This window comes from Streptomyces sp. NPDC038135 (assembly GCF_055601245.1).
The window spans coordinates 226461-242318 of the sequence record NZ_JBVJXS010000009.1 but is presented as its reverse complement, the minus strand read 5'-3'; the positions used below and the strand labels follow the sequence as shown (position 1 = coordinate 242318).

General features: G+C 72.9%; 16 protein-coding genes. 11 read left to right on the top strand and 5 right to left on the bottom strand.

Features of this window, described 5'->3' with window-relative positions; translation table 11 throughout:
• Window positions 1–30: 30 nt before the first annotated feature.
• Complete coding sequence (locus tag ACZ7JA_RS26235) at window positions 31–387, bottom strand: DUF1844 domain-containing protein (RefSeq protein WP_351664041.1); 357 nt, start codon at window positions 385–387, stop codon at window positions 31–33.
• A 363-nt stretch (window positions 388–750) separates the two neighbouring features.
• Here ACZ7JA_RS26235 and infC point away from each other — a divergent pair, with 363 nt between their 5' ends.
• The 9 genes from infC to ACZ7JA_RS26190 all read left to right on the top strand — a co-directional run bounded on the left by infC (window position 751) and on the right by ACZ7JA_RS26190 (window position 10489).
• The gene (infC, locus tag ACZ7JA_RS26230) at window positions 751–1401 is read left to right on the top strand and encodes a translation initiation factor IF-3 (RefSeq protein WP_351664179.1); all 651 of its coding nucleotides are present in this window, start codon (window positions 751–753) and stop codon (window positions 1399–1401) included.
• Window positions 1402–1513: 112 nt separating this feature from the next.
• Window positions 1514–1708, top strand: coding sequence for a 50S ribosomal protein L35 (gene rpmI, locus ACZ7JA_RS26225; RefSeq protein ID WP_003977225.1), 195 nt, complete (start codon window positions 1514–1516; stop codon window positions 1706–1708).
• A 100-nt stretch (window positions 1709–1808) separates the two neighbouring features.
• A complete protein-coding gene (rplT, locus tag ACZ7JA_RS26220) occupies window positions 1809–2192 on the top strand; it encodes a 50S ribosomal protein L20 (RefSeq protein ID WP_030381833.1) in 384 nt (127 codons plus the stop codon).
• Between the two features lie 204 nt (window positions 2193–2396).
• Entirely contained in the window at window positions 2397–3257 is an 861-nt protein-coding gene (locus ACZ7JA_RS26215; protein WP_351664040.1) for a TrmH family RNA methyltransferase, read from the top strand.
• 50 nt (window positions 3258–3307) lie between these two features.
• Entirely contained in the window at window positions 3308–4453 is a 1146-nt protein-coding gene (locus ACZ7JA_RS26210) for a sensor histidine kinase (RefSeq protein WP_351664039.1), read from the top strand.
• Between the two features lie 146 nt (window positions 4454–4599).
• Window positions 4600–5721 carry a phenylalanine--tRNA ligase subunit alpha gene (gene pheS, locus ACZ7JA_RS26205; protein WP_351664038.1) on the top strand — a complete coding sequence of 374 codons (1122 nt, stop codon included), beginning with the start codon at window positions 4600–4602 and terminating at the stop codon, window positions 5719–5721.
• Window positions 5721–8243: a phenylalanine--tRNA ligase subunit beta gene (gene pheT / locus ACZ7JA_RS26200; protein ID WP_351664037.1), complete on the top strand. Its 2523-nt coding sequence runs from the start codon at window positions 5721–5723 to the stop codon at window positions 8241–8243. Before pheS ends, pheT begins: the two co-directional genes overlap by 1 nt.
• Window positions 8244–8537: 294 nt before the next feature.
• The gene (locus ACZ7JA_RS26195; protein WP_351664036.1) at window positions 8538–9878 is read left to right on the top strand and encodes a transcriptional regulator; all 1341 of its coding nucleotides are present in this window, start codon (window positions 8538–8540) and stop codon (window positions 9876–9878) included.
• 65 nt (window positions 9879–9943) lie between these two features.
• Window positions 9944–10489: an NUDIX hydrolase gene (locus ACZ7JA_RS26190; RefSeq protein WP_351664035.1), complete on the top strand. Its 546-nt coding sequence runs from the start codon at window positions 9944–9946 to the stop codon at window positions 10487–10489.
• Here ACZ7JA_RS26190 and ACZ7JA_RS26185 read toward each other — a convergent pair.
• A complete protein-coding gene (locus tag ACZ7JA_RS26185) occupies window positions 10486–10743 on the bottom strand; it encodes a hypothetical protein (protein WP_351664034.1) in 258 nt (85 codons plus the stop codon). The genes ACZ7JA_RS26190 and ACZ7JA_RS26185 overlap by 4 nt on opposite strands.
• Window positions 10744–10937: 194 nt before the next feature.
• Complete coding sequence (locus tag ACZ7JA_RS26180; protein WP_351664033.1) at window positions 10938–11795, bottom strand: 3-hydroxybutyryl-CoA dehydrogenase; 858 nt, start codon at window positions 11793–11795, stop codon at window positions 10938–10940.
• 179 nt (window positions 11796–11974) lie between these two features.
• Here ACZ7JA_RS26180 and ACZ7JA_RS26175 point away from each other — a divergent pair, with 179 nt between their 5' ends.
• A complete protein-coding gene (locus ACZ7JA_RS26175) occupies window positions 11975–13249 on the top strand; it encodes a glycoside hydrolase family 10-like protein (protein WP_351664032.1) in 1275 nt (424 codons plus the stop codon).
• A gap of 1 nt (window position 13250) precedes the next feature.
• Here the strand turns inward: ACZ7JA_RS26175 and ACZ7JA_RS26170 are convergent, their stop codons facing one another.
• Complete coding sequence (locus ACZ7JA_RS26170; protein ID WP_351664031.1) at window positions 13251–13451, bottom strand: DUF1918 domain-containing protein; 201 nt, start codon at window positions 13449–13451, stop codon at window positions 13251–13253.
• A gap of 18 nt (window positions 13452–13469) precedes the next feature.
• On the bottom strand, window positions 13470–14384 hold the full coding sequence (locus ACZ7JA_RS26165) for a DMT family transporter (RefSeq protein ID WP_351664030.1): 915 nt from the start codon (window positions 14382–14384) through the stop codon (window positions 13470–13472).
• Between ACZ7JA_RS26165 and ACZ7JA_RS26160 the strand changes: the two genes are divergently transcribed.
• On the top strand, window positions 14383–15858 hold the full coding sequence (locus ACZ7JA_RS26160) for an aminotransferase-like domain-containing protein (protein WP_389448478.1): 1476 nt from the start codon (window positions 14383–14385) through the stop codon (window positions 15856–15858). The genes ACZ7JA_RS26165 and ACZ7JA_RS26160 overlap by 2 nt on opposite strands.

Sequence of the window (15858 nt, the reverse complement as noted above, 5' to 3'; positions counted from 1 at the left end):
TACGCGGACCGCGTACCGGACGGGCCAGGGTCAGCCGTAGACCGGGCCGGTGTACTTCTCGCCGGGGCCCTGGCCCGGCTCGTCCGGCACGATCGAGGCCTCGCGGAACGCGAGCTGCAGCGACTTCAGGCCGTCCCGCAGCGGGGCGGCGTGGAAGGAGCTGACCTCGGTGGCGCTCGCGTCCAGCAGGCCGGCGAGCGCGCCGATCAGCTTCCGGGCCTCGTCCAGGTCCTTGTACTTCTCGCCCTCCTCGCTCAGCCCGAGCTTCACGGCGGCGGCGCTCATCAGGTTGACGGCGACCGTCACGATCACCTCGACGGCGGGGACCTCGGCGATGTCCCGGGTCATCGCGTCGAAGTCGGGGGACTCAGGAGGGGTGTCACTCATGCCCCACACGATAGGCGTTCCCCGGCACGCCTCCTCAATTAGCCCTTGTCAAGCGATCCTGCTAACCTTGATGTCGACCGGCCGGACACGCTGTGCCCGGCCCACAAGTGGAGGCTCCGACTTCCCACCCGACCGCCCTCCGGGACGGCGGGTCACCCGGTCAGACGGCCCCCATCGTTCCGTACGGACGATGGAGCCGTCCGAAATCGCGCCCCGCGGTCCCCGCGGCGGTGCTCCGGTAGCCATGGAGCCCCGCCTGTGATCGGCCGGGGCATTTTTTGTGCCTCGGAGCGGTTAGGTCTGTCGAAACAGACATACGCGGCTGTCCGCCAGGCGGTCGCGTGGTGCTACCGAGGAGGATCCATCAGCGCCGAGCCCCGCATCAACGACCGGATTCGCGTTCCCGAGGTGCGACTCGTCGGTCCCAGTGGCGAGCAGGTGGGCATCGTCCCGCTGGCCAAGGCACTGGAGCTTGCGCAGGAGTACGACCTGGACCTGGTCGAGGTCGCGGCGAACGCCCGTCCGCCCGTGTGCAAGCTCATGGACTACGGGAAGTTCAAGTACGAGTCGGCCATGAAGGCCCGTGAGGCGCGCAAGAACCAGGCGCACACGGTCATCAAGGAGATGAAGCTCCGGCCGAAGATCGACCCGCACGACTATGACACCAAGAAGGGTCACGTCGTCCGGTTCCTCAAGCAGGGCGACAAGGTCAAGATCACGATCATGTTCCGTGGCCGCGAGCAGTCCCGCCCCGAGCTGGGCTACCGACTGCTGCAGCGTCTCGCGGAAGACGTCCAGGACCTCGGTTTCGTGGAGTCGAACCCGAAGCAGGACGGCCGAAACATGATCATGGTCCTCGGTCCGCACAAGAAGAAGACCGAGGCGATGGCCGAGGCTCGCCAGGCGCAGGAAGCCCGCAAGGCCGACGCGAAGGCCAACCCCGGCAAGTCGCAGAACGCCGCCGAGGCCGGTCTCGAGGCCGAGGCGCCGTCCGAGGAACCTGCCGAGGCGTGATCCCGGGGGACGCGAGTCCCCGAGGATGTAACCGAAACAAGAGCGACGCTCCACCGTGCCCGGTTTTCACGACCGGGCACCGGAGCGCCACCGACGAGGAGAGAACGGCGCTATGCCGAAGAACAAGTCGCACAGCGGTGCCAGCAAGCGCTTCAAGATCACCGGCTCCGGCAAGGTGCTCCGTGAGCGCGCCGGCAAGCGCCACCTGCTCGAGCACAAGTCGTCCCGTGTGACGCGTCGCCTCACCGGCAACGCCGAGATGGCCCCGGGCGACGCCGCGAAGATCAAGAAGCTTCTCGGCAAGTGACGCCCGGCGTCGCCCAGCGACGCCGTACGTCTGGACCGGGACCCATTCGTTTCCGGGCCGCGTGAGCACCCCCCGCGGCCCCGCTACAAGGAGTTAAGAAGTGGCACGCGTCAAGCGGGCAGTCAACGCCCACAAGAAGCGCCGGGCGATCCTCGAGCAGGCCTCCGGCTACCGCGGTCAGCGTTCGCGCCTGTACCGCAAGGCCAAGGAGCAGGTCACCCACTCGCTGGTCTACAACTACAACGACCGCAAGAAGCGCAAGGGCGACTTCCGTCAGCTGTGGATCCAGCGCATCAACGCCGCTGCCCGCGCCAACGGCATGACCTACAACCGCTTCATCCAGGGTCTGAAGGCCGCCAACGTCGAGGTGGACCGCAAGATCCTCGCCGAGCTGGCCGTCAACGACGCCAACGCGTTCGCCGCGCTGGTCGAGGTCGCCCAGAAGGCTCTGCCGAGCGACGTCAACGCGCCGAAGGCCGCGTGACGCCGCGCTGGCTCTAGGCCGGCTCATGGACCCGCAGGCCGTGACGGCCTGCGGGTCCTGCTGTTGCCCGGCGGAGCGATTCGTTCGACTGCGGGCCCGTCGTGGCTGGTCGCGCAGTTCCCCGCGCCCCTTGGGGGGCGCTGTTCCCTGCCGGCGCGGTGGATGGAACCGTGCGTCGAGGTTCTCCTGAAGGTGAAGAAGAAGATGCCCCCCGTCAGCCCCGAGCTGATCTCGCCCCGGTCCGCTCGTGTCGCCGCCGCCCGGCGGCTCGGCAAGCGGAACTTCCGGGGGAAGGACCGGCTGTTCCTCGCGGAGGGGCCGCAGGCCGTGCGGGAGGCCGCCGGGCACCGGGTGGACGGGACGCCCACGCTCGTCGAGCTGTTCGCCACCGTCGAGGCCGCGGAGCGGTACGCCGACATCGTCGGGGCGGCGCGCGAGGCCGGCGCCCGGGTGCACCTCGCCTCCGAGGACGTCATCGCCGACATCTCCACCACCGTCACCCCGCAGGGCCTGGTCGGCGTCTGCCGCTTCCTGGACACCCCCTTCGAGGACGTCCTGGCCGCCCGGCCCCGGCTGGTCGCCGTGCTCGCCCACGTGCGCGACCCGGGCAACGCCGGCACCGTGCTGCGCTGCGCCGACGCCGCCGGCGCCGAGGCCGTCGTCCTCACCGACGCCTCCGTCGACCTGTACAACCCCAAGGCCGTCCGCGCCTCCGTCGGCTCCCTGTTCCACCTGCCCGTCGCCGTCGGCGTGCCCGTCGAGCGGGCCGTCGGGGGACTGAAGGACGCCGGGGTGCGCATCCTCGCCGCCGACGGAGCGGGCGACCGCGACCTGGACGAGGAACTGGACAAGGGCACCATGGGCGGCCCCACCGCCTGGGTGTTCGGCAACGAGGCCTGGGGGCTCCCGGAGGAGACCCGCGCGCTGGCCGACGCCGTCGTCCGCGTCCCCATCCACGGGAAGGCCGAGAGCCTGAACCTCGCCACCGCCGCCGCCGTATGTCTCTACGCGTCGGCGCGCGCCCAGCGCGCCTCCGCAGGGTGCCGCTCCGTCACCCAGAGCTAGTAGGGTGGCCAGTTCGGGGCCCTGCGCCGGCTGAGAGGTGGGGTACGCGGATGAGGGTGGTCGGCAGCGGCACCGCGCCGGACGGGCGCGACGTGCGCCGCGGCTCCGCGCCCCGGCACGCCGGCCGCGCCGGAACCGGCCCCGGCATCGACCCCGACGAGCTGCCCGACGGCCTGGTGACCGCGGACGAGAACGGCCGCGTGACCTGTTTCAACGCCGCCGCCGAGCGCATCACCGCGCTGCGCGCCGAGGACGCGCTCGGCCGCCGTCTGGAGAAGGCGCTGCCCCTGGAAGACCTGGAGGGGCGGCGCTGGTGGCAGCTCACCGACCCCTACGGGGGCCTCGCCATCCGGGTCCGGCAGCCCGAGCGCAACCTGCTGCTGCCCGGCGGACGGGAGGTGCTGGTCTCCGCGCGGTACGTGCGCGACGAACCCCTCGGACCGGTGCGCGCAGTGGTCGTCTCCCTGCGGGACACCGAGGCCCGGCACCGCACCGAGCGCAGCCACGCCGAGCTGATAGCGACGGTCGCCCATGAGCTGCGCTCCCCGCTCACCTCCGTGAAGGGCTTCACCGCCACGCTCCTCGCCAAGTGGGAACGCTTCACCGACGACCAGAAGCGGCTGATGCTGGAGACCGTCGACGCCGACGCCGACCGCGTCACCCGCCTCATCGCCGAGCTGCTGGACATCTCCCGGATCGACAGCGGGCGGCTCGAGGTGCGCCGGCAGCCCGTCGACATCGGCGCTGCCGTCGGGCGGCACATCCAGGCCTACGTCGCCGCCGGCCAGCGGGCCGACCGCTTCCTGCTCCGCGTCGAGCAGCCGCTGCCCGCCCTGTGGGCCGACCCCGACAAGGTCGACCAGGTGCTGAGCAACCTGCTGGAAAATGCGGTGCGGCACGGCGAGGGAACCGTCACCATTGACATCACGTCCGCGCCGTCCCCGCGCGAGGGCGAGGAAACGGCCACGTCGGTCACCGTGAGCGACGAGGGGCCCGGCATCCCGGAGGAGTCCATGAACCGCGTCTTCACCCGCTTCTGGCGGGGCAGCAAGCGCGGCGGCACGGGCCTCGGGCTGTACATCGTCAAGGGTATCGTCGAGGCCCACGGGGGCACCATCACGGTCGGCCGCGCCCCCGGCGGCGGCGCCGAGTTCCGATTTACGTTGCCCGTGTGCACGCCGGCGTATCTCGCCTAGCGGCCCACGGGCCATTCGTCCAGCCCCACCCCGTTAGAATCGGCCTTTGGCACCTTTGTGTCCTGCACACGGCCCGCAGAGAGCCACAGCCGGCTCGACGCCGGTGACGGGGACCGTCCGCCAGCCAATCGGAAGCACGGGAAGAGATGTCGGCACCGAATAAGTCGTACGACCCTGTCGAGGTCGAGGCGTTGAAACCGGAAGAGATCGAGCGCATGCGGGACGAGGCGCTCGCCGCCTTCGCCGCCGCGGACTCCCTCGACGCGCTCCACGAGGCCAAGGTCGCCCACACCGGCCCCGCCTCCCCGCTGGCCCTCGCCAACCGCGAGATCGGCGCCCTGCCCCCGCACGCCAAGGCCGACGCGGGCAAGCGCGTCGGCATGGCCCGCGGCGCCGTGAACAAGGCGCTCGCCGCCCGCCAGGCCGAGCTCGAGGCCGAGCGGGACGCCCGCGTGCTCGTCGAGGAGGACGTCGACGTCACGCTGCCCTACGACCGCGTCCCGGCGGGCGCCCGGCACCCGCTGACCACGCTCTCGGAGCGCATCGAGGACGTCTTCGTCGCCATGGGCTACGAGGTCGCCGAGGGCCCCGAGGTCGAGGCCGAGTGGTTCAACTTCGACGCCCTCAACATCGGCCCGGACCACCCGGCCCGCGGCGAGGCGGACACGTTCTTCGTGACCGGCCCGGACGGCACCGCCGACTCCGGCGTCGTGCTGCGCACCCACACCTCGCCCGTGCAGATCCGCTCGCTGCTCAGCCGTGAGCTGCCGGTCTACGTGATCTGCCCCGGCCGCGTGTACCGCACCGACGAGCTGGACGCCACCCACACCCCGGTGTTCCACCAGGTCGAGCTGCTCGCCGTCGACGAGGGCCTGACCATGGCCGACCTCAAGGGCACCCTGGACCACATGGTCCAGTCGCTGTTCGGCGAGGGCATGAAGACCCGGCTGCGGCCGAACTTCTTCCCGTTCACCGAGCCGTCCGCCGAGATGGACATGGTGTGCTACGTCTGCCGCGGCGAGTCCGTCGGCAACCCCGACCGGCCCTGCCGCACCTGTTCCAGCGAGGGATGGATCGAGCTCGGCGGCTGCGGCATGGTCAACCCCAAGGTGCTGGCCGCCTGCGGCGTCGACCCGGAGAAGTACAGCGGGTTCGCCTTCGGGTTCGGCATCGAGCGGATGCTGATGTTCCGCCACAACGTCGAAGACATGCGAGACATGGTCGAGGGTGACGTCCGGTTCACCCGGCCGTTCGGGATGGAGATCTGATGCGGGTCCCGCTTTCTTGGCTGCGGGAGTACGTCGACCTGCCGGCGACCGAAACCGGCCGTGACGTCCAGGCCAAGCTCATTTCGGCCGGCCTCGAGGTGGAGACCGTCGAGCAGCTCGGCGCCGACCTCAAGGGGCCGCTCGTCGTCGGCCAGGTGCTGACCATCGAGGAGCTGGAGGGCTTCAAGAAGCCGATCCGCTTCTGCACCGTCGACGTCGGCACCGCCAACGGCACCGGCGAGCCCCAGGAGATCGTCTGCGGCGCTCGGAACTTCGCCGTCGGCGACAAGGTCGTCGTGGTCCTGCCCGGCGCGACGCTGCCCGGCGGCTTCTCCATCGCCGCCCGCAAGACGTACGGCAAGACGTCCCACGGCATGATCTGCTCCAGCGACGAGCTGGGCATGGGCGACGACGGCACCCACGGCATCATCGTGCTGCCGCCGGAGACCGAGGTCGGCAAGGACGCCATCGAGCTGCTCCAGCTCGTCGACGAGGTGCTGGACATCGCCGTCACCGCCAACCGCGGCGACTGCCTGTCCATCCGCGGCGTCGCCCGCGAGACCGCCATCGCCTACGGCCTGCCGCTCAGCGACCCGGCCCTGCTCGACGTGCCCGCCCCGAACGCCTTCGGCTACCCGGTGCAGGTCGCGGAGCCGGTCGGCTGCGACCGCTTCACCGCCCGCACCGTCACCGGCCTGAGCCCGGAGGCGCGCTCCCCGATCTGGCTGCGGCGCCGGCTGCAGAAGGTCGGCATGCGCCCGATCTCGCTCGCCGTCGACGTCACGAACTACGTGATGATGGAGCTGGGCCAGCCGCTGCACGCCTACGACCGCAGCCTGGTCCAGGGCACGATCGGCGTGCGCCGGGCCGAGGAGGGCGAGAAGCTCGTCACCCTCGACGGCGTCGAGCGCACGCTTCACTCCGAGGACCTGGTCATCACCGACGAGCGCGGCCCGATCGGCCTGGCCGGCGTCATGGGCGGCGCCAACACGGAGATCGCCGACCACGAGGACACCGAGAACGGGGTGAACGCCTCGACCGACGTGGTCATCGAGGCCGCCCACTTCGACGCCGTCTCGATCGCCCGTACGGCCCGCCGCCACAAGCTGTCCTCCGAGGCCTCCCGCCGCTTCGAGCGGGGCGTCGACCCGCAGGCCGCCGCGGCCGCCGCGCAGCGCACCGTGGACCTGCTGGTGCTGCTCGCGGGCGGCACGGCCGAGGCCGGCGTCACCGAGGTCGTCGCGCCCACCGCCCCGCGGACCGTCACGATGCCCGCCGGCCACCCGGACCGGGTCGCGGGCGTGGACTACGGCCGCGAGACCGTGGTGCGCCGGCTGCAGGAGATCGGCTGCGCCGTCGAGGGCCAGGACGAGCTGGTCGTCACGGTCCCGTCCTGGCGGCCCGACCTCACCGAGGCCAACGACCTGGCCGAGGAGGTCATCCGCCTCGAGGGCTACGAGAACCTGCCCTCCACGCTGCCGAAGCCGCCCTCCGGCCGCGGCCTGACCCACCGCCAGCGGCTGCACCGCCGGGTCGGCCGCGCGCTGGCCGGCGCCGGCTACGTCGAGGCGCCGAACTACCCGTTCGTCGGCGAGCAGGTCTTCGACCAGCTCGGCCTGGACTCCGGTGACCCGGCCCGCCGCGTGGTGAAGCTGGCCAACCCGCTCAACGACGAGGAGCCCGCGCTCCGCACGACGCTCCTGCCCGGCCTGCTGGGCGCCCTGCGGCGCAACGACGGCCGCGGCTCGCACGACCTGGCCCTGTTCGAGACGGGGCTGGTGTTCCAGCCGCGCGAGGAGCAGCACGCCGGCGTGCACCTGTCCGTGGACCGCCGCCCGACCGACGAGGAGATCGCGTCGCTCGACGGCGCGCTGCCCGAGCAGCCCCGGCACGTCGCCGTGGTGCTCGCGGGCGCCCGCGAGCAGGCCGGCTGGTGGGGCAAGGGCCGCCCGGCCGACTGGGCCGACGCGATCGAGGCCGGCCGCGCCGTCGCCCGGGAGGCCGGTGCGGACCTGATCGTGCGCAAGGGGCAGTACGGCCCCTGGCACCCGGGCCGCTGCGCCGAGCTGGCCGTCGTCGCCGACGGCACGGAGCGGGTCGTGGGCCACGCGGGCGAACTGCACCCGCGGGTCCTCAAGGCGCTCGGCCTGCCCGAGCGCACCTGCGCCATGGAGCTGGACCTGGACGCCCTGGAGGCGGTCGGCGACGGCGTTCCGCAGGCGCCGAGCATCTCCACGTTCCCGGTGGCCACGCAGGACGTCGCCCTCGTGGTCGACAGGCCGGTCCCCGCCGCCGAGGTGGAGGCCGCGCTGCGCGAGGGCGCGGGCGAACTGCTCGAGTCCATCCGGCTGTTCGACGTGTACGAGAACGAGGACCAGCTCGGCGAGGGCCGCAAGTCCCTGGCCTACGCGCTGCGTTTCCGCGCGGGTGACCGGACGCTGACCGTGGACGAGGCGTCCGCGGCCCGCGACGCGGCGGTCGCCCTCGCGGGCGAGCGGACCGGAGCCGTGCTGCGCGGCTGATCCGCCTCGACTCGGCCCGCCGACCCGGCTCGTCCGCCGGCCGGCGGGCAACGGACCGGCCCCCTCGGGGGGCCGGTCCGTTCGCTTCGCCCACCGCCCCGAACCGCCGGAGGGCGACCCGGCCAAGCCACCGCTTTTTGAGGGGGAGCCGGCGGCTTGGCCGGACGTCCAGTCAACCGGCAGCACCACGCTCCGCGACAGTGCGCGCACAGCCCGGGTGCGCGCACTCGGTTCACACCCCGTGTGAAGTCCGGACCACTACGCTGACGGACACAGGCCATTCGGGGGGCACCCATGCAGCCCAACACTCTGCTCGACGCGATCCTGGACGAGGCGGGGATCTCGCACGCCGGTCTCGCCGCCCATGTGAACCAGGCCGGCCGTGGACGGGGCCTCGCGCTGCGTTACGAACACACCGCCGTGGCACGGTGGTTGAAGGGCCAGCGGCCGCGCGGCCAGGTGCCCGACCTGATCTGCGAGGTGCTCGCCGGCCGGCTGCACCGGCCGGTCACCCTGGACGACATCGGCCTGGGCGTGCCCGGCGAGCCCAGCACCCCGCACACCGGCTCGCTGTCCGGCTTCGTGGAGCGGGCCACCGCGCTGTGGCGCTCGGACGAACAGCAGCGCCCGCACGTGCTCGGCGCGCCCGCCGTCACCGGCACCCCCGCCGTCATGCCGGTGTGGGAGTGGGAGAACCCGCCCGAGGACGTGGACGTCTCGCGGGGCGGCCGCCACCGGGTCACCGCGGCCGACCTCGAACTGCTGCGCGCGGCCCGCACCCACTACGAGCAGATGTACCGGAAGGCGGGCGGCGTCGCGACCCGGGCGCGGATCGTCGGCTTCCTCAACGCCGAGGCGGCCCCGCTGCTGCGCGGCGGCTACACGGACGCCACCGGACGCCAACTGCACCGGGCCACCGGCGGGTTGGTGGCGATCGCCGGCATCTGCGCCTACGACTCCGACGCGCACGGCCTGGCCCAGCGCTACTTCCACCAGGCGCTGCGCCTCGCGAAGGCCAGCGGGGACCGCGGACTCGGCGCCTACGTGATCGCGCTGCTGGTCAACCAGGCGCTGTTCATGCGGGAGTACCGGCAGGCGGTGGCGTTCGCCGAGGCCGCCCTGCGCGCTGCCGGCAAGCACATCACCCCGGCGCTCGCCTCCGACCTGTACGCGATGCAGGCCAAGGCCTACGCCCACCTCGGCGACTCCGGCAGCGCCCTGTCCTGCATCCGCCGGGCCGAGACGGCCGCCGACCGCATCCGGCGCGGGTACGAGCCCGACGAGACCGGTTACGTGCAGCCCGGCCTGGTCAACGTCCAGGTGGCCGAGGCGCTGTTGAGCCTCGGTGAACTGGCCGCCGCCCGGGAGCACGCGGCGGCCGCGGTGGACAACCCCGCGCACGACCGCGGCCGGGTGCACCGGCTCGCCATGCTCAGCACCATCGAGCTGCGCCAGGGCAACGCCGACAAGGCGGTGGCCACGGCGGTGCAGATGGCCGAGCAGGCGCGCGGAATGGAGTCCCAGCGACTGCGCGACAGACTCCGTGCGGTGCGCGAGCACCTGGCGCGCTGCGGCTCGGCCGGGACCGCCGAGGCAGCCGAACTCATCGACGGAGCACTGCGCGTACCGCTGTAGGCGCACTGCAGTTGCACAGCCCCTGCTGCGATATTGCCCCTTACTCGGTGGAAGGTGGCAGAACCGTGCAGTGGACGAAACAGAACGAACAAACTGTGTATGAGAACCGCTGGTTCAGCGTCAACCTCGCAGATGTGGAGCTGCCGGACGGCCGGCATCTCGACCACTTCCTGATCCGGCTGCGGCCGGTCGCCGTCGCCACGGTCGTCAACGAGGCCAACGAGGTCCTGCTGCTGTGGCGGCACCGCTTCATCACCGACAGCTGGGGCTGGGAACTGGCCGCCGGGGTGGTGGAGGACGGCGAGGACATCGCGAGCGCGGCCGCCAGGGAACTGGAGGAGGAGACCGGCTGGCGGCCGGGACCGCTGCACCACCTGATGAGCGTGGAGCCGTCCAACGGCCTCACCGACGCCCGGCACCACATCTACTGGTCCGACCGAGGCGAGTACGTCGGACACCCCGTCGACGACTTCGAGTCGGACCGCCGGGAGTGGGTCCCGCTCAAGGTCGTCCCCGACCTCATCGCCCGGGGGGAGGTCCCGGCCGCCAACATGGCGGCCGCGTTACTCCTGCTGCACCACATGAGGCTCGCCGACGACCGGGCCGGCTAACGGGCCAGCGCCTGCCAGACCGTCACGACGAGCGCCCCGAGGGCGGTGAGGACGGCCAGCGACGGCAGGGGCCAGCGCGCGTGCTCCAGCGAGGTCATGCGCGTGTGCAGGTCGTCCACCTCCTTGGCGGTCTCCTCGGCGCGATGGCTGAGCAGGGCCAGGCCTCCCTCGACGCGGGCGTACGCCACGTCGAGGCGGCGCCGTAACTCTGCGAGTTCACCATGGACCACGGGATGCTCCGGTTCGGCGCTCACGGGTCCACTCCTTTCCGTAGTCGGACGAGGTGGTTCCGCACCTCTTGCATGCGCATGCAGAGTCAACTCGGCTGGTGAGCGCGTGGGGAGCGTGTGCGAAGGGCATATGCGGGCCCGGCGCGCACACGGCGTGTGAAACAGACGGGCCCGGCACCGATGACCGGTGCCGGGCCCACGTGCGTCGCGGAGGGTAATCAGTAGCTGTAGAAGCCCGATCCCGTCTTCCGGCCGAGCCGGCCCGCCTCGACCATGCGCTGGAGCAGCGGGGGAGCGGCGTACAGCGGCTCCTTGTACTCGGCGTACATGGAGTTGGCGATGGAGACGATGGTGTCCAGGCCGATCAGGTCCGACAGCTTCAGCGGGCCCATCGGGTGGGCGCAGCCCATCTCCATGCCGTTGTCGATGTCCTCGCGGCTGGCGATGCCGGACTCGAACATCCGGATCGCGGACAGCAGGTAGGGCACCAGCAGCGCGTTGACCACGAAGCCCGAGCGGTCCTGGGCGCGGATCGCGTGCTTGCCGAGCAGCTTCTCGGCGAAGGCTTGGGCCCGGCTGAGGGTGCCCTCGGAGGTGGTGAGCGCCGGGATCAGCTCCACCAGCTTCTGCACCGGGGCCGGGTTGAAGAAGTGGACGCCGACGACGTGGTCGGGCCGCGAGGTGGACACCGCCAGCTTCACCAGCGGGATGGAGGAGGTGTTGGAGGCGAGGATCGCGTCCGGGCGGGTCACCACCTGGTCGAGCACCTGGAAGATCTCGGTCTTCACCTGCTCGTTCTCCACCACGGCCTCGATCACCAGGTCGCGGTCGGCGAACTCGCCGAGGTCCGTGGTGAAGCTCAGCCGCGCCTGCGTGGCGTCCCGCTCCTCCTCGGAGATCTTGCCGCGCTCGGCGGCCTTGGCCAGAGAGTTGAGCAGCCGGGTACGGCCGATCTCCAGGGCCTCGCCGGTGGTCTCGGCGACCTTCACGTCCAGTCCCGCGCGGGCGCACACCTCGGCGATGCCCGCGCCCATCTGGCCGCAGCCCACGACTCCGACGCGCTCGATGTCGGTCACATCGTCCCCTTCGCTGGTTCTCCGGCTTTGTCCGGGTGTGGCAGGACTCCGGGTCGGCGGCCTGCTCCGATCGTGCACGTTACCGTCAAGTATCGATGATCGATCGCGCGGGTGGGGGCATCCTGGGGCGCGGAACGATCCGTGAAGGCGCGGATCCGGAGCGTGTGGGGGTGCGGGACATGGGGCGGATCTCACGCCGGGCGTTCGCCGCGGCGGCGCTGACGACGCTTGCGGCGGCCCAGACGGCCGGGGCCCAGGGCGCGTCGGCGGCGCCCGGTCGGCCGGGCGCGGACGCCGGGCGCGGCGCGGCGGGCGGACACGGCGCGGCCGCCGAGATGCGGGGAGTGTGGATCGCCACGGTGGCGAACCGCGACTGGCCCTCGAAGCCGGGCCTCACCGCCGCCGAGCAGCGCGCGGAGCTGATCGCCCATCTGGACCGGGCGGTCCGGGACCGGCTCAACACGGTGATCCTCCAGGTCCGCCCGACGGCGGACGCCCTGTGGCCCTCGCCGTACGAGCCGTGGGCCCAGTACCTCACCGGCACCCAGGGCCAGGACCCCGGCTGGGACCCGCTGGGCACCGCCGTGCGCGAGGCCCACGCCCGCGGCCTGGAACTGCACGCCTGGTTCAACCCGTACCGTGTCGCCAACCACACCGACCTCGGCCGGCTGGCCGCGTCGCACCCGGCCCGGCTGCACCCGGACTGGGTGGTGCCGTACGGCGGCAAGCTCTACTACGACCCGGGCCTGCCCGAGGTCCGCGCCTTCGTGCAGCGGGCCATGCTGGACGCGGTGGCCAGGTACCCGGTCGACGCCGTCCACTTCGACGACTACTTCTATCCCTACCCGGTCGCCGGCCAGACTTTCGACGACGACGCCTCCTACGACCGGTACGGCGGCGACTTCGCCGCCCGGGCGGACTGGCGCCGGGACAACATCGACCGGCTGGTGCGGGAGACGGCGGCCGGCATCCGGCGGGTGCGGCCCGGCACCCGGTTCGGGATCAGCCCCTTCGGGGTGTGGCGCAACGCCACGACCGACCCGCTCGGCTCGGACACCCGGGCGGGCGTGCAGACGTACGACGACCTGCACGCGGACACCCGCGCCTGGGTGCGGAACCACTGGATCGACTACATCGTCCCGCAGCTCTACTGGAACATCGGCTTCGCCGCCGCCGACTACGCGACCCTGGTGGACTGGTGGGCGGAGGTGGCCCGCGGCACCGGCACCCGGCTGTACGTCGGGGAGGCGCTCTACAAGGCGGGGGCGGCGGGGCAGCCCTCGCAGTGGCAGGACCCCGTCGAGCTGTCCCGGCACCTCACGCTCGCCGCCCGCTACCCGCAGGTGCGCGGGCACGTCTTCTTCGCGGCCAAGGAGGTGGCGGCGGACCCGATCGGCGCGATGGCACGGGTGGTCGCCGACCACTACCGGCAGCCGGCGAGAACCCCGCGCTGAATCAGATCTGCTGTTCCTTCTCCTTGTGCTTGATCTGGCAGTCCGGGCCGGGGGACATCACGGCCTCGTGTCCGTCCGGGAAGCGGACGCGGTAGGGCGGGCTGCCCTCCGAGCCCATCACCTCGACGACTACCGACACGTGGTCGTGCTGGCCGACAACCCGGCCGTGCTGGACAAGCTGGTCTCCCACGGATGCATGCATCGGCAGGCCCTCCTCACGTCACGACCGCTGGGTGACGGCGATGCACACGAGCACGGCGACGGCGGTCAGGGGAGCGGCCGCCGTGAGGTTCTCGCCCAGCAGCAGCGCCGACCACACCAGTGTGAGCAGCGGCTGGGCCAACTGCAACTGGCTGGCCTTCGGGATGCCGATGGCCGCCATGCCCCGGTACCAGACCACCAGTCCGAGGAACTGCGAGCCCAGCGCCACCCACAGCAGACCCGCCACCCCGTGCGCGGTCAGCCGCACCGGCTCGTACGACAGGGCCAGCGCGGTGGCCGGGACGCTGAGCGGCAGGCACAGCACCAGCGCCCAGCCGATGACCTGCCAGCCGGGCATCACCCGGGCCAGCCTGCCGCCCTCGGTGTACCCGGCCGCGCACACCAGCAGCGCCCCGAACAGATAGCCGTCGGCGAGCGTGAGCGCGCCGCCGCTCTGGCCGACGGTGAAGGCGACCACGGCCGCCGCGCCCGCGAGCGCCGCGGCCCAGAACCGCCGTGCCGGGCGGTGGCCCGTGCGCAGTGCCGAGCAGACGGCGGTGGTCAGCGGCAGCAGGCCGACGACCACGGCGGCGTGCGCGGTGGTGGAGGTCTGCAGGGCCAGCGTGGTCAGCAGCGGGAAGCCGAACACCACCCCGGCGGCGACGACCGCGAGACCCGCCAGGTGCCGGCGCTCGGGCAGCGGTACGCGCAGGACCAGCAGGCAGCCGCCGGCCACGACCGCCGCGAGCACGCTGCGCACGGCCACCAGCGACCACGGCCCGAAGCCCTCAAGGCCCCAGGCGGTGGCCGGGAAGGTGAGGGAGAAGGCGAGGACGCCGAGCGCGGCCTGCGCGGTGCCGAAGCCCCGGCGCTCGGCGGCGGGGGCGGTGACTGCTATCGGGGTGGCGGCAGTAGCGCTACTCTGTGCTCTCATGGATCAGAGTAGCAGTGTGGCTGAACTGGCGGAACGGTTGCGCCGCGAGCTGGACCGCTACTCGTACGGTGGGAAGCTGCCGTCCAGCCGGGCCCTGGTCGAGCGGTTCCGGGTGAGCCCGGTGACCGTCTCCCGGGCCCTCGCGCAGCTCGCCGCCGAGGGCCTGGTGGTGACCCGGCCCGGCGCCGGCGCGTTCCGGGCCGGACCGCCGCGCGCCGCGGCCGCGCCCGCCGGGGACACCTCCTGGCAGGAGGTCGCGCTCAGCGCCGACGGCGCCGAGCTGGTCCCGCGCACCGTGGACGCCTCCGGCGTCACCGTCTCGCTCGCCGCGCCGCCGCCGGGCGTCCTGGAGTTCAACGGCGGCTATCCGCACCCCTCCCTGCAGCCCGAGCGGGCGATGGCCGCCGCCCTGGCCCGGGCCGGGCGGCGGCCGGGCGCCTGGGGCAGGCCGCCGCTCGAGGGGCTGCCGGAGCTGCGGGAGTGGTTCGCGCGCGGCATCGGCGGCGCCGTCACCGCCGCCGAGGTGCTCGTCGCCGCCGGCGGCCAGTCCGCGCTCGCCACCGCCCTGCGGGCGCTCGCCCCGCCCGGCGCTCCGGTGCTCGTCGAGTCCCCGACCTACCCGGGCATGCTCGCCCTGGCCCGCGCCGCCGGACTGCGCCCGGTCCCGGTGCCGGTCGACCCCGACGGGGTCCGCCCGGGCCTGCTCGCCGACGCCTTCCGGGCCACCGGCGCCCGGGTCTTCGTCTGCCAGCCGCTCTTCCAGAACCCCACCGGCGCCGTCCTCGCCCCGGGCCGCCGCGCCGAGGTGCTGGGCATCGCCCGGGCGGCGGGCGCGTTCGTGGTCGAGGACGACTTCGTGCGCCGCCTGGTGCACGCGGACGCCGGACCGCTGCCCCGTCCGCTGGCCGCCGACGACCCCGACGGCGTCGTCGTCCACGTCGGCTCGCTGACCAAGGCGACCTCGCCCAGCTTCCGGGTGAGCGCGCTGGCCGCCCGGGGGCCGGTGCTGGAACGCCTGCGCGCCATCCAGGTGGTGGACAGCTTCTTCGTGCCCCGGCCGCTGCAGGAGGCCGCCCTGGAACTCGTCGGCTCCCCGGCCTGGCCCCGCCATCTGCGGACCCTGTCGGCCGAGCTGAAGGCCCGCCGCGACGCCATGACCGCCGAGCTCGCCCGCCGTCTGCCCGAACTCGCCCTGCCCCACATCCCGTCCGGCGGCTATCACCTCTGGGTCCGCCTCCCCGACGGCACGGCGGCCGCCGGCGGCCCGGGCCCCGGGGCGGAGTCCGCTCTCACCGCCGCCGCCCTGCGCGCGGGCGTGGCCGTCGCCCCCGGCCGCCCCTACTTCAGCGCCGAACCCCCCGGCGGCCACCTCCGCCTGACCTTCGCGGCGGTCGCGGGCACGGGGGAGATCACGGAGGGGGTGCGCCGGCTCCGGGCCGCCTGCGACGAGGTGTTCCGCGGTGGAGGCCGCTGA